Source organism: Pseudarthrobacter sp. 05T312, assembly GCF_056396685.1.
The window spans coordinates 621033-633358 of sequence record NZ_JBFTLY010000001.1 but is presented as its reverse complement, the minus strand read 5'-3'; the positions used below and the strand labels follow the sequence as shown (position 1 = coordinate 633358).

At 65.2% G+C, this 12326-nt stretch carries 11 protein-coding genes; 3 read left to right on the top strand and 8 right to left on the bottom strand.

Annotated elements, in window-relative coordinates; translation table 11 throughout:
• Nucleotides 1-53 precede the first annotated feature (53 nt).
• On the bottom strand, nucleotides 54-662 hold the full coding sequence (locus AC1DIP_RS03210) for a TetR/AcrR family transcriptional regulator (protein WP_477732821.1): 609 nt from the start codon (nucleotides 660-662) through the stop codon (nucleotides 54-56).
• A 101-nt stretch (nucleotides 663-763) separates the two neighbouring features.
• On the opposite strand from AC1DIP_RS03210, the gene galE reads away from it, so the two are divergent.
• Nucleotides 764-1777: a UDP-glucose 4-epimerase GalE gene (gene galE, locus AC1DIP_RS03205; protein WP_477732820.1), complete on the top strand. Its 1014-nt coding sequence runs from the start codon at nucleotides 764-766 to the stop codon at nucleotides 1775-1777.
• Between the two features lie 158 nt (nucleotides 1778-1935).
• Here galE and AC1DIP_RS03200 read toward each other — a convergent pair whose 3' ends face one another.
• The 3 genes from AC1DIP_RS03200 to fdxA all read right to left on the bottom strand — a co-directional run bounded on the left by AC1DIP_RS03200 (nucleotide 1936) and on the right by fdxA (nucleotide 4955).
• Complete coding sequence (locus AC1DIP_RS03200; RefSeq protein WP_056334606.1) at nucleotides 1936-3222, bottom strand: citrate synthase; 1287 nt, start codon at nucleotides 3220-3222, stop codon at nucleotides 1936-1938.
• Between the two features lie 252 nt (nucleotides 3223-3474).
• Nucleotides 3475-4614: a succinyldiaminopimelate transaminase gene (gene dapC, locus AC1DIP_RS03195; RefSeq protein ID WP_477732819.1), complete on the bottom strand. Its 1140-nt coding sequence runs from the start codon at nucleotides 4612-4614 to the stop codon at nucleotides 3475-3477.
• Between the two features lie 14 nt (nucleotides 4615-4628).
• Nucleotides 4629-4955 carry a ferredoxin gene (fdxA, locus tag AC1DIP_RS03190; RefSeq protein ID WP_013601705.1) on the bottom strand — a complete coding sequence of 109 codons (327 nt, stop codon included), beginning with the start codon at nucleotides 4953-4955 and terminating at the stop codon, nucleotides 4629-4631.
• A gap of 138 nt (nucleotides 4956-5093) precedes the next feature.
• On the opposite strand from fdxA, the gene AC1DIP_RS03185 reads away from it, so the two are divergent.
• Nucleotides 5094-5336 (top strand): putative acetyltransferase, encoded by a 243-nt coding sequence (locus tag AC1DIP_RS03185; protein WP_477732818.1) that lies wholly within the window; start codon nucleotides 5094-5096, stop codon nucleotides 5334-5336.
• Between the two features lie 124 nt (nucleotides 5337-5460).
• Here the strand turns inward: AC1DIP_RS03185 and typA are convergent, their stop codons facing one another.
• Nucleotides 5461-7389 carry a translational GTPase TypA gene (gene typA / locus AC1DIP_RS03180; protein WP_477732817.1) on the bottom strand — a complete coding sequence of 643 codons (1929 nt, stop codon included), beginning with the start codon at nucleotides 7387-7389 and terminating at the stop codon, nucleotides 5461-5463.
• Nucleotides 7390-7660: 271 nt separating this feature from the next.
• Here typA and AC1DIP_RS03175 point away from each other — a divergent pair, with 271 nt between their 5' ends.
• Nucleotides 7661-8539 carry an SGNH/GDSL hydrolase family protein gene (locus tag AC1DIP_RS03175; protein WP_477732816.1) on the top strand — a complete coding sequence of 293 codons (879 nt, stop codon included), beginning with the start codon at nucleotides 7661-7663 and terminating at the stop codon, nucleotides 8537-8539.
• A gap of 87 nt (nucleotides 8540-8626) precedes the next feature.
• On the opposite strand, the gene AC1DIP_RS03170 is transcribed toward AC1DIP_RS03175, so the two are convergent.
• The 3 genes from AC1DIP_RS03170 to AC1DIP_RS03160 are packed head-to-tail and all read right to left on the bottom strand — an operon-like array spanning nucleotide 8627 to nucleotide 12208.
• Nucleotides 8627-10333, bottom strand: a complete 1707-nt coding sequence (locus AC1DIP_RS03170; protein ID WP_476206229.1) for a dipeptide ABC transporter ATP-binding protein — start codon at nucleotides 10331-10333, stop codon at nucleotides 8627-8629.
• Between the two features lie 11 nt (nucleotides 10334-10344).
• Nucleotides 10345-11289 (bottom strand): ABC transporter permease, encoded by a 945-nt coding sequence (locus AC1DIP_RS03165; protein ID WP_477732815.1) that lies wholly within the window; start codon nucleotides 11287-11289, stop codon nucleotides 10345-10347.
• On the bottom strand, nucleotides 11279-12208 hold the full coding sequence (locus AC1DIP_RS03160) for an ABC transporter permease (RefSeq protein WP_477732814.1): 930 nt from the start codon (nucleotides 12206-12208) through the stop codon (nucleotides 11279-11281). Before AC1DIP_RS03160 ends, AC1DIP_RS03165 begins: the two co-directional genes overlap by 11 nt.
• Nucleotides 12209-12326: the final 118 nt, after the last annotated feature.

Sequence of the window (12326 nt, the reverse complement as noted above, 5' to 3'; positions counted from 1 at the left end):
TCAGTCTATTCCCGCTGCCAGTTCGCGGTAGTGCCGGACGGGCTTTTGATCGCTCAGCGTGCCAGCCCGTCCAGGTGGCGCTCGAGCACGTCGCGGAACATCTGCGCCGTCATCCAGCCGGGTTGCAGGAGCGCGTGCATGCACAGCCCATCCAGCGTGGCCAGGAGCCGCTCCGCCTCCAGGACGAGGTTCTCCTGCGGTTCATCGTCCGGGAGCAGGCCAGCCACCAATGCACCCACAATGGCGGCCACTTCGCGGTGGCTGCGATCCGCTTCCACCGCCAGGAAGGGCCGGATGCGTGCGGCGTTCTTGAAGGCCATCCATGCGCAGGTTTCCACGGCTGTTTCCTCATCCAGCGGAAGCATCCCACCCAGGAGGGTTAAAACGGCTTCCCGCTGGCCCGGGCCCGCGTGGGCAGCCCCGAGCGCGGTCGGCAGCAGGTCGACGAGCCTGCCGACGACCCGGTCCACCACCGTGCCGAAGGCGAACGCCAGGAGCTCCTCACTGCCCTCGAAGTAGTGCCGCACGGACCCGACGGCCAGTCCAGCTTCGTCCGCCACTTCGCGCAGCGACGCACGTTCAAGCCCGTCCACGGCGATGATGCGGAGAACCGCCTGGACAACGTCCTGCCGCCGGGCACCGGCGTCTACAATTTTGGGCACCATCCTTATTAGCACACTTGTGCTTTTTCTGCCCGGTCACAGGCCGCCCGCCATCCGGGACACGGCGGCGGGCAACGCTGCGCGTGGGATAGCGTTGAGGCATGAAAATCTTGGTCACAGGGGGCACCGGCTACATCGGTTCCCACACTGTTCTGTCCCTGCAGGAAGCCGGCCACGACGTGGTCGTCATCGACAACCTGGTCAATTCCAGCGAGGAGTCGCTGCGCCGAGTAGCCGAACTCAGCGGCAAGACCGCGGAGTTCCACAACGTTGACCTGGTGGACGAGGCCGCCGTCGACAGGGTCTTCGCCGGCAGCGGCATTGAAGCAGTCATCCACTTCGCGGGCCTCAAGGCCGTGGGTGAGTCCGTGCAGGAGCCGCTGAAGTACTACTACAACAACCTGGTGGGCACGCTGAACCTGGTCCGCGTCATGGACAGGCACAATGTCCGGTCCATCGTCTTCAGCTCGTCCGCCACCGTCTATGGGGAACACAACCCCATTCCATACGTGGAAAAAATGGAGATCGGCGCGAACAATCCCTACGGGCGCACCAAGGAACAGATCGAGGACATCCTCTCGGACCTCGGCGCCGCTGACTCCCGCTGGCACATAGCACTGCTGCGCTACTTCAACCCGGTTGGCGCACACCCCTCGGGCCGCATCGGCGAAGACCCACAGGGCATTCCCAACAACCTTGTCCCCTTCATTGCCCAGGTAGCCGTGGGCCGGCGGGAGAAGCTCATGGTCTTCGGCGGCGACTACGACACCCCGGACGGCACCTGCCTGCGCGACTACATCCACGTGGTGGACCTCGCCGAAGGACACGTGGCGGCGCTGAACCACATCGCGGACCGCACCGGCGTCTTCCGCTGGAACCTGGGCTCCGGCAAGGGCTCTTCGGTCCTGGAGGTCCTGCGCTCCTTCGAGAAGGCAGTGGGCCAGCCCATCCCCTACGAGATCACCGGCCGCCGCGCAGGAGACCTTCCGGCGTTCTGGGCCGATGCCACCTCGGCCCTGGCGGACCTGAGCTGGTCCACCACCAAGACCGTGGACCAGATGTGCGAGGACCACTGGCGCTGGCAGAAGAACAACCCCCAGGGCTACGCCTCCTGACCCCGCACCCCCATCGATTGCTCCGTAACTGCCCTTTTGGGCCCCCAAAAGGGCAGTTGCTCAGCAATGGATGGTGGTTAACGCGTAACGGCCGCCCACCTGTGGAAGGTGGGCGGCCGTCGTCGTCAGTGCTGTTGCTGTCCCCGACGGGCAGGGAATCAGCGGGCGGGGTAGTCGCGCTCCGGCTCGCCGATGTACAGCTGGCGCGGGCGGCCGATCTTGGTGTTCGGGTCGCTGATCATTTCGCGCCACTGGGCAATCCAGCCCGGCAGGCGGCCGATGGCGAACAGGACGGTGAACATCTTCTCGGGGAAGCCCATGGCCTTGTAGATCAGGCCGGTGTAGAAGTCCACGTTCGGGTAGAGCTTGCGCTGGATGAAGTAATCATCGCTGAGCGCCTTCTCTTCCAGGCGCATGGCGATGTCCAGCAGTTCGTCGTTGCCGCCGAGCTTGCTGAGGATCTCGTGGGCCGTGGCCTTGACGATCTTGGCACGCGGGTCGTAGTTCTTGTAGACGCGGTGTCCGAAGCCCATGAGGCGGACACCGTCCTCCTTGTTCTTGACCTTCTCCATGTAGTCCTCGGGCTTGAGGCCCTCGGCCTGGATCTGGCGGAGCATCTTCAGCACGGCCTCGTTGGCGCCGCCGTGGGCAGGACCGAAGAGGGCGTTGATGCCGGCCGAAACGGAGGCGAAGAGGTTGGCGTTGGAGGAGCCCACCAGGCGCACGGTGGAGGTGGAGCAGTTCTGCTCGTGGTCCGCGTGCAGGATGAGGAGCAGGTCCAGTGCCTTGACGATGACCGGGTCCAGCTCGTACTGCTCGGCGGGGAGGCCGAAGCTGAGGCGCAGGAAGTTCTCCACCAGGTTCATGGAGTTGTCCGGGTACAGCATGGGCTGTCCGATGGACTTCTTGTGCGCGTACGCGGCGATGACCGGCAGCTTGGCCATCAGGCGGATGGTGGAAACCTCCACCTGCTCGGCGTTGAACGGGTCCAGGGAGTCCTGGTAGAAGGTGGACAGCGCGGACACGGCCGAGGACAGCACCGGCATGGGGTGCGCGTCGCGGGGGAAGCCGCCGAAGAAGCCCTTGAGCTCCTCGTGCAGCAGGGTGTGGCGGCGGATCTTCTGGTCGAACTCGTCCAGCTCAGTGGGCGTAGGCAGGTTGCCGTAGATCAGCAGGTAGGACACCTCGAGGAAGCTGGAGTGCTGCGCCAGCTGCTCGATGGGGTATCCGCGGTAGCGCAGGATGCCCGCATCGCCATCGATGTAGGTGATGGCGGAAGTGGTTGCTGCGGTGTTCATGAAGCCGGGGTCAAAGGTCACGGCACCGGTCTGCTTCAGCAGCTTGGAGACGTCGTAACCTTCGTTCCCTTCAACAACCTGGATGCGCGGGAGCTTCAGCTCGCCACCTGCGTGGAGCAGGGTCGCAGCATTGTTGGTCTCAGTCATGGAGTCCCCTTCATGAGGCGTCTTCGGCCTCTGTCGAAAGCTTGATCCAACATCAGGTGAGCCGCGCACTTGAGCCTGAGAAGACAGGTTCCAACACCCGGGCTGCCTTCTTGTAGAAAGCCACCATTGATCGTCAACTTAAAAAGTACCGCTCCTTGGCGGGTGTCACTAATCCGCAGGCTTCCCATCCGGCCTAAAATGCACCGGATGTGGGGCGAGTCACACGATTATTACGTGTCCCCGGGGGCCGGATCAGGCCAACCGTGCAACAGCGGCGTCGATCCGCTCGTCGGATCCGGTCAGGGCTACGCGGACATAGCCGTTGCCCGCCTCCCCGTAGAAGACTCCCGGGCCCACCACGATGCCGCGGTCGGCCAGGCGGGCCACCGTGGCCCACGTGTCCTCTCCTGCCGTCGACCACAGGTATAGTCCGGCGTCGGACTCCTTGATCTCCAGGCCGAAGTCCAGCAGCGCGGGCACCAGGCGTTCGCGCCGTCCCCGATAGAGGTCCTTCTGGTCCTCGACATGCGTGTCATCCCCCAGAGCCACCCGCATGGCCTCCTGGACGGGGTAGGGAACGATCATGCCCGCATGCTTGCGGCTGTTGACCAGGTTGGGCATCAGGTCCGGATCACCGGCAACGAAGGCGGCGCGGTAGCCCGCCAGGTTGGACTGCTTGCTTAGCGAGTACACGGCGAGCAGGCCCTGGTGCGAGGCGCCTGCAACGTGGGGATCCAGGATGCTGGGGACGCGCCGGCCGCCGCGCTGGACGTCCCAGTCGCCCCAGCCGAGCTCTGCGTAGCATTCGTCCGATGCCACCACGGCGCCGATTTCACGGGCCTGGACCACCAGGGCCTTCAGCGACTCCGCGTCGCGGACGCTGCCTGTGGGGTTGCCAGGTGAGTTGACCCAGATGAGGCGCACGCGTGCACGCGTGGCGTCGTCAAGCTCGTCCAGGTTGTCCGTGGCCACCGAGGTGGCCCCGGCAAGGGTGGCGCCGATATCGTACGTGGGGTAGGCGACCTTGGGGCGTACGACGACGTCTCCGGGCTTCAGGCCCAGCAGCAGCGGGAGCCACGCAACGAGTTCCTTGGAGCCCACCGTCGGCATGATGTTTTTGGGGTCCAGGCCAGCCACTCCGCGCCGGCGTTCGAACCAGCCCGCGATGGCTTCCCGCAGTGCCGGCGTGCCGTGGACAGTGGGATATCCGGGGGCGTTGGCGGCGGCCTTCAGGGCGTCCTGGACCAGTTGCGGGGTGGGATCCACGGGCGTGCCGATGGAGAGGTTGACTGCCCCGCCCGGGTGTTCCGAGGCCTTGGCCACGTAGGGGGCCATGGCCTCCCACGGGTAGTCGGGCAGGTTCAGGCCAAACGAATTCACTGCTGCGGTCACGCTTCCCGTCCGCGTCAGTGGTCTTGGTTCTGCGGCGGCAGGGCGGCGATCATCGGGTGGTCCTTGCCCGTGTTGCCGATCTTGGCCGCGCCACCCGGAGACCCAAGGTCATCGAAGAATTCAACGTTGGCCTTGTAGTAGTCGGCCCATTCCTCGGGAGTGTCATCCTCGTAGTAGATGGCCTCCACCGGGCACACCGGCTCGCATGCGCCGCAGTCGACGCACTCGTCCGGATGGATGTACAGCGAACGCTCGCCTTCATAGATGCAATCGACCGGGCACTCCTCAATGCATGCCTTGTCCTTAACATCCACACACGGCTGCGCGATTACGTACGTCACGTCCCTGGCCTCTCCACGTTGGGTTCCGGCTTACCCGCCGGCTCTAGCATCCGGCAGCACGGCCGGACTATTGACATCTGAGCCTATTATCTCCCAGCCCTTTCCCGCTAACCTAGCCGGCGGGCCTAGTATGAACTGGTGAGTCTGCCAGCGTCCGCCCCCGTCCGCTTCCTTGCCGCGGCTGAGCCCGGAACCCGGGTAGTGGTGCGCTACCGGATTGAAGGCGGCCTGACGGATGCGCTGGGCAACCTGCTGGCGTGCGACGCCGGTTCCTGCACCGTCCGCACCCGCCGGACCGACGTCGTCATTCCCCTGGAGCTTGTGGTGGCCGCGAAGGAAGTGCCGCCCGCTCCCCCGCGCCGCAGCCCGGCCGCGCACTGACGGCAGCTCCCACGGCGCAGTGACTGCCCCTGCGTCTCGGGCCGCCGGTTGGCTGCACCCTCCGGCCCTTAACGCAGAACGCCACCGGTAAATACCGGTGGCGTTCTGGGGACCTGCAGAGTTACTAGGCCTTGGCGCGGGCGCGGTTGGCCTTGGCGCGCTCGTTGGTGTCCAGGATGACCTTGCGGATGCGGATGGCATCCGGGGTCACCTCGACGCACTCGTCCTCGCGGGCGAACTCGAGCGACTCTTCGAGGGTGAGTTCCCGCGGCGGGGTCAGGTTCTCGAAGGTGTCGGAGGAAGCGGCACGCATGTTGGTGAGCTTCTTTTCCTTGGTGATATTGACGTCCATGTCGTCGGCGCGGGAGTTCTCGCCCACGATCATGCCTTCGTAGACCTCGGACGTGGGCTTCACGAAGAAGGAGCCGCGTTCCTGCAGGTTGATCATGGCGAACGGGGTAACAACCCCGGCGCGGTCGGCAATCATGGAACCGTTGGTGCGGTACTCGATGGGGCCGGCCCACGGCTCGTAGCCTTCGGAGATGGAAGCCGCGATGCCTGCGCCACGGGTGTCGGTGAGGAACCGGGTGCGGAAACCGATCAGGCCACGGGCCGGAACGATGAACTCCATGCGGCACCAGCCGGTGCCGTGGTTGGCCATGTTGGTCATGCGGCCCTTGCGGGCTGCCATGAGCTGGGTGACGGCGCCCAGGTATTCCTCGGGCACGTCGATGGTCATGTGTTCCATCGGCTCGTGGATCTTGCCATCAACGGTCTTGGTGACAACCTGCGGCTTGCCGACGGTCAGCTCGAAGCCTTCGCGGCGCATCTGCTCCACCAGGATGGCGAGGGCGAGCTCGCCGCGGCCCTGGACTTCCCAGGCGTCGGGACGCTCGGTGGGAAGGACCTTGATGGAGACGTTACCGATCAGTTCCTTGTCAAGACGGTCCTTGACCTGGCGGGCAGTAACCTTGGCGCCCTTGACCTTGCCGGCCAGCGGCGAGGTGTTGATACCGATGGTCATGGAGATCGCGGGATCGTCCACGGTGATCAGCGGCAGCGGCTGGGGGTTCTCGGCGTCGGTCAGGGTTTCACCGATGGTGATCTCCTCGATGCCGGCGACGGCGACGATCTCGCCGGGGCCTGCGGACTCGGCCGGCACGCGCTCCAGCGCCTTGGTGGCGAGCAGCTCGGTGATCTTGACGTTCTTCAGCTCACCGTTGGCGCGGGCCCAGGCCACGGTCTGGCCCTTGCGCAGCGTGCCGTTGTAAATACGCAGCAGGGCCAGGCGGCCAAGGAACGGGGAGGCGTCGAGGTTGGTGACGTGCGCCTGGAGCACACCCTCCGGGTTGTACGTCGGAGCCGGGATGTGCTCGATGATGGTCTTGAACAGCGGCTCAAGATCCTCGTTCTCCGGAGCGGTGCCGTCAGCGGGCTGCTCCAGGGAGGCGCGGCCGACCTTCGCGGCGGCGTAAACCACGGGGACCTCGAGGATCTTGTCCAGGTCGAGGTCGGGGACCTCGTCGGCCAGGTCGGAGGCGAGGCCGAGGAGCAGGTCCATGGACTCGTGCACGACCTCTTCGATCCGCGCGTCGGGGCGGTCGGTCTTGTTGACCAGCAGGATCACGGGCAGGTGCGCGGCGAGGGCCTTGCGCAGCACGAAGCGGGTCTGGGGCAGCGGGCCCTCAGAGGCATCGACGAGGAGGACGACGCCGTCGACCATGGACAGGCCGCGCTCGACCTCGCCGCCGAAGTCGGCGTGGCCGGGGGTGTCGATCACGTTGATGGTGATGGTCTCGCCGTTCGAGGACGGACCGTTGTAGGCGACAGTGGTGTTCTTCGCCAGGATGGTGATGCCCTTTTCGCGCTCCAGGTCGCCGGAGTCCATGACGCGGTCTTCTACGTGGTTGTGCTCGGCAAAGGAATGGGTCTGCTTGAGCATGGCGTCGACCAGGGTGGTCTTGCCGTGGTCAACGTGGGCCACGATCGCGACGTTGCGGAGGTCACTGCGCGATGCAGTGGCTACCGCGGTGTTGGTGGTGGTTTCAGACATGCGTAAAGGCTCGATTCAGTGGAGTCAGCTGTTGTATCGCGACATTTCCAACTGGAACGCACGACGGACAAGGCCCTTGGCACAGGGCGCCTTCCTCTATTCTAGCCGCTGAGTTATTTGTTGGCCTAAATTCCGGGCGGACCGACCGCCGCCGCCGGAGCCAATATCAGCCACCGTTCCGCAATGGATGTGACCAAGTTCACTTCCACATCCCCGCGCATGGCATGATGTCTGTGACACAGCCCATCCATTGAGCACGCCGGAGACAACGATGCCCCCTGCAAAGGCCAGCACCCCGCGTGGTGTCGCCTGGGCTGCCGCCGCCGCGGTCTCCGCGCTCGTGGCGGTGTCGGCGATTATTGGCAACACCGGGGACGGCGGACTCCCTGGGACAGCGATGGCACGGGCAGCCGCAGGCCAGGCGGCAGGTGGGCAGGCTGGCAGTGCCAATCCTGCCGTGGCAGCCACATCCCGGGTCCTGAATGCCGGCAACGGACGGATGGAAGCGGTTGTACCGGACGTCGCCGGCACCGTCCTGCTGATCGGGGATTCGCAGTCGGAACCCGTTGACGGCTGGCCCCGCCTGGGCCTGGCTGCCGCCGGGTACAACGTGTACTTTTGCGGCCGTGGCGGCACGGGTTACGTCGCCGCGAACGGTGCCACAGGAAACTACCTGGACGCCCTGCAGCGCGGCGACTGGCTCCTCCCCTCCGGCACTCCCGCCTTGATTGTGGTCGAGGGTGGCGGAAACGATGCCGCCGGCGGCGCCAGCAACGCGCAGATCGCCGGGAATGCCGAACGGCTGATCACGGAACTGCGGACCCGCTATCCCGGCACACGGCTGGCGATGATCGGCACGTTGGCGCGCGGAGCGAGCGACGGCGGCGGCCGCCGGAGCGAGGTTGACGCCGTGCTGGGTGCCGTGGCGGGAGCCAACGGACTGCCCTTTATCTCCACAGGCGACTGGCTCACCAGGTACGGGCTGGCGAAGGACCTCGCCGATGCGGTGCACATGAACTCTGATGGCCGCCGGGCCCTCGGCGGAATCCTTGCAGGCAGGCTCCGGGAACTTGGCCTTGGCCGCAATCCTGCGGCGGGCCAAGGCGCCCTCGCTGCCGTGCCCGCAGCAGGCAGCGCCTTCCAGGACTGACAGCCGCCGCGGTTCCGCCTTCCGCGCACATGGGAAGAGCCGGGACCCGAAGGTCCCGGCTCCAGCCATTCTGAAGGAAGGCTCCAGCTATGCCACTTCGGGGGGCAGCATCAGCTTGGCACCCGGGATGGCGTTGAGCAGGGCCTTCGTGTACTCCTGCTTGGGCGATTCGAAGACCTCGTCCGTGGATCCGGTCTCCACAAGGCGGCCCTTTTCCATGACGCACACGTGGTCAGCGATCTGCCGCACCACGGCAAGGTCGTGCGTGATGAACAGGTACGTCAGGCCCAGGTTGGCCTGCAGGTCGGCGAGCAGGTTCAGCACCTGTGCCTGTACCAGCACGTCCAGCGCGGAGACTGCCTCGTCACAGATGATGACCTCGGGGTCGAGGGCCAGGGCACGTGCAATGGCGACACGCTGCCGCTGGCCGCCGGACAGCTCGTTGGGGTACCGCTGCATGGCTGACTGGGGCAGCGCCACCTGGTCCAGGAGGGTCCGGACCTTCTTTTCCCGGCTCGCCTGGTCCCCGATCTTGTGCACCCGCAGCGGTTCCTCGATGGTGCGGTAGATGTTGTACATCGGATCGAGGGAGCCATACGGGTCCTGGAAGATCGGCTGGACGCGCCGGCGGAACTTGAACAGTTCGGCAGGCTTGAGGGCCGAAGTGTCGACGCCGTCGAAGAGAATCCTGCCATCCGTAGGCTTCTCAAGCTGGAGGACCATCTTGGCCACCGTGGACTTGCCGGAACCTGACTCCCCCACGATCGCCGTCGTGGTTCCCCGCCGGACGTCGAAGCTTACGCCGTCCACGGCCGCGAAGTCAGTCGCCTTGCCCAGCCCTGAGCGGAGCTTGTAGACCTTCCGCAGGTCCTGGATCTGCAGGAAGGTGTCCGGCTTCACCGTTTCAGCAGCAGGTGCCAGCAGGTCCGCCGTCTCCACGCCCTGTTCCTTGGCCACCTGGATGCGGCGGCTGGCAAGGGATGGCGCGGACTCGACGAGCCGCTTGGTGTAGGGGTGCTGGGGATTGCGCAACAGTTCCAGCGACGGGCCCGCTTCAACGACGCGGCCCTGGTACATGACCACGACTTTGTCGGCACGCTCGGCGGCCAGGCCAAGATCGTGGGTGATCAGCAGCACCGAGGTGCCCAGGTCCTTGGTCATGGTCTCCAGGTGGTCCAGGATCTGCCGCTGGACGGTGACGTCGAGGGCCGACGTCGGCTCGTCCGCGATCAGCAGGCGGGGCTGGCAGGAGAGGCCAATGGCGATCAGGGCACGCTGGCGCATACCGCCGGAGAACTCGTGCGGGTACTGGCCGGCCCGGCGCTTCGCGTCCGGAAGTCCCGCTTGGGACAGCACCTTGGCGATGTCGTCCGGACCGCTGGGCCTGCCGTTCGCCTTCAGTGTTTCCCGGACCTGGTAACCGATCTTCCACACGGGATTCAAGTTGGACATGGGATCCTGCGGAACCATGCCGATGGTGTTGCCGCGCAGCTCGATCATGCGCTGCTCGCTGGCATGGGCGATGTCCTCGCCGTCCAGCAGGATCTGGCCGCCGGACACCTTGCCGTTGTTGGGCAGCAGGCCGATGGCGGCCAGTGCGGTGGTGGACTTGCCGGAGCCCGACTCACCCACGATGGCTACGGTTTCGCCGGGCATGATGGTCAGGTGAGCATCACGCACTGCCTTGACTTCGCCACCGCCGGTCTTGAAGGTGATGGCAAGGTCGCGGATTTCGAGCAGCGGCCTTACACCGGTGGCTCCGGATTCATCAATACGGACGTCTGGACTGGTCATCTTGTTATCTCTCATCGCTGACGGCTCTTCGGGTCCAGGGCGTCACGCACGGCGTCACCCAGCATGATGAAGCTCAACACCGTAATGGACAGCGCCGCGGCCGGGTAAAGCATGATTTCCGGCCGGGTCCTGATCGATGCCTGCGCGCCTGCAATGTCATTACCCCAGGACATGATGCTTTGGGGCAAACCGATACCCAGGAAGGACAGGGTGGCTTCGGCCACGATGAACACGCCCAGCTCCAGCGTCGCCAGGACAATGATCGGAGCCAAAGCGTTGGGCAGGACGTGGCGGACCAGTGCCCCGAACTTCGAGACACCGAGCGCGCGGGCAGCGGTGACGAAGTCCGCGTTGCGTACTTCGATGACGGCGCCGCGGGTGATGCGGGCCATCTGCGGCCACGCCAGGAGCGAGATAACGAACACCACGGTCCACACGCTCTTGTTCTCCCGGAACAGGGGCAGCTGCGTGATCACCAGTGCACCCAGGACCAGCGGCAGGGCGAAGAAGATGTCACCCAGGCGTGCGAGCACGGCGTCGATCCAGCCACCGTAGTAGCCGGCGAGGGCGCCGAGTGTCACACCGATCACCAGGACGCAAAGGACGGAAAGCAAGCCCACGGAAAGCGAGGCCTGCGTGCCGTGGATAACCCTGGAGTAGACGTCGCAGCCCTGGAAAGTGAAGCCGAACGGGTGCCCGGCCGAGGGGGCGCCTTCGGAATTGGCGAGCTCACAGCCTTCGTTGGGGGGCGTCGAGGTGAACAGGCCCGGGAACAGCGCAATCACAATCAGGGCAAGGATGAGCAGTGCCGAGATGATGAACAGCGGACGACGCCGGAGCTTGCGCCAGGCATCGGCCCACAGGCTGAGCGGGGCTTGGTCCGCCTTCACGGCGTCAGTGGCCTGCAGCGGGGTTTCGTCAATGGGGGCCACGAAGTGGCTGTTATTACTGGTCATAGCGGATCCTCGGGTCAAGCCAGGCGTACAGGAGATCGACAAGCAGGTTGGCCACCACGAACACCAGCACCAGCACGCTGACAATGGAGACGATGGTGGGACCTTCACTGCGGAGGACAGCCTGGTAGAGCTTGTTGCCGACTCCGGGGACGTTGAAAATGCCTTCAGTAACAATGGCACCGCCCATGAGGCCGCCAAGGTTCGCCCCCAGGTAGGTCACTACCGGGATCAGCGAGTTACGCAGGATGTGCGCCAGAACCACCCGGGGCCGGGAAAGCCCCTTGGCGGTGGCAGTCCGCACGTAGTCGGCGTTCATGTTCTCGCTGACCGATGCACGGGTCAGGCGGAGGACATAGGCGAAGGACACGAGTCCAAGGACCACCGCCGGCAACAGCAGGGTGACCCAGTTGGCATTGGCGCCCACGGTGGGTTTTGCCCAGCCAAGCTGCACACCGAACACGAGCTGGAAAACGAAGCCCAGGACGAAGGTGGGGACTGCGATGACCACCAGCGAGGCAACCAGGACCGTGGAGTCGAACCAGCCCCCGCGGCGCAGGCCTGCGAAGACGCCGAACGCAACGCCGAAGATGGCCTGGATGGCAAGCGCCTCGATGGCGAGCATAGCCGTCACCGGGAAGACGCGGGCGAGGCTGGCTGCAATCGGCTGCCCCGTGAAGTCATTACCCAGGTTGAACGTGAAGAGGTTCTTGAGGAACAGGCCGTACTGGACCCAGAAGGGTTGGTCCAGGTTGTACTGAGTGCGCAGGGTGTCGATGACGGCCTGCGGGGGCTGGCGGTCGCCGAACAGCGCCGCGATGGGATCGCCCGGCAAAGCGAACACCATGTAGTACACCAAAAGGGTCGTGCCGAGGAATACAGGGATCACCTGGAGGAGTCGGCGCAGAATGAACCGGATCACAGGATTACCTGCCTTCCGGTAAAGGGGAAAACGCGTTCATGAATGCCTTCCTGCCGTCTGCAAGCCAATGGGGGCCCGGACGTGACCGGAACCCCCATCAGCTTTTACGGCAAGTTAG

Coding starts and splice junctions, on each gene's coding strand:
- galE (WP_477732820.1), top strand. CDS start 764: ATGAAAATCTTGGTCACAGGGGGCACCGGCTACATCGGTTCCCACACT.
- AC1DIP_RS03200 (WP_056334606.1), bottom strand. CDS start 3,222: ATGACTGAGACCAACAATGCTGCGACCCTGCTCCACGCAGGTGGCGAG.
- typA (WP_477732817.1), bottom strand. CDS start 7,389: ATGTCTGAAACCACCACCAACACCGCGGTAGCCACTGCATCGCGCAGT.
- AC1DIP_RS03175 (WP_477732816.1), top strand. CDS start 7,661: ATGCCCCCTGCAAAGGCCAGCACCCCGCGTGGTGTCGCCTGGGCTGCC.
- AC1DIP_RS03170 (WP_476206229.1), bottom strand. CDS start 10,333: ATGACCAGTCCAGACGTCCGTATTGATGAATCCGGAGCCACCGGTGTA.
- AC1DIP_RS03165 (WP_477732815.1), bottom strand. CDS start 11,289: ATGACCAGTAATAACAGCCACTTCGTGGCCCCCATTGACGAAACCCCG.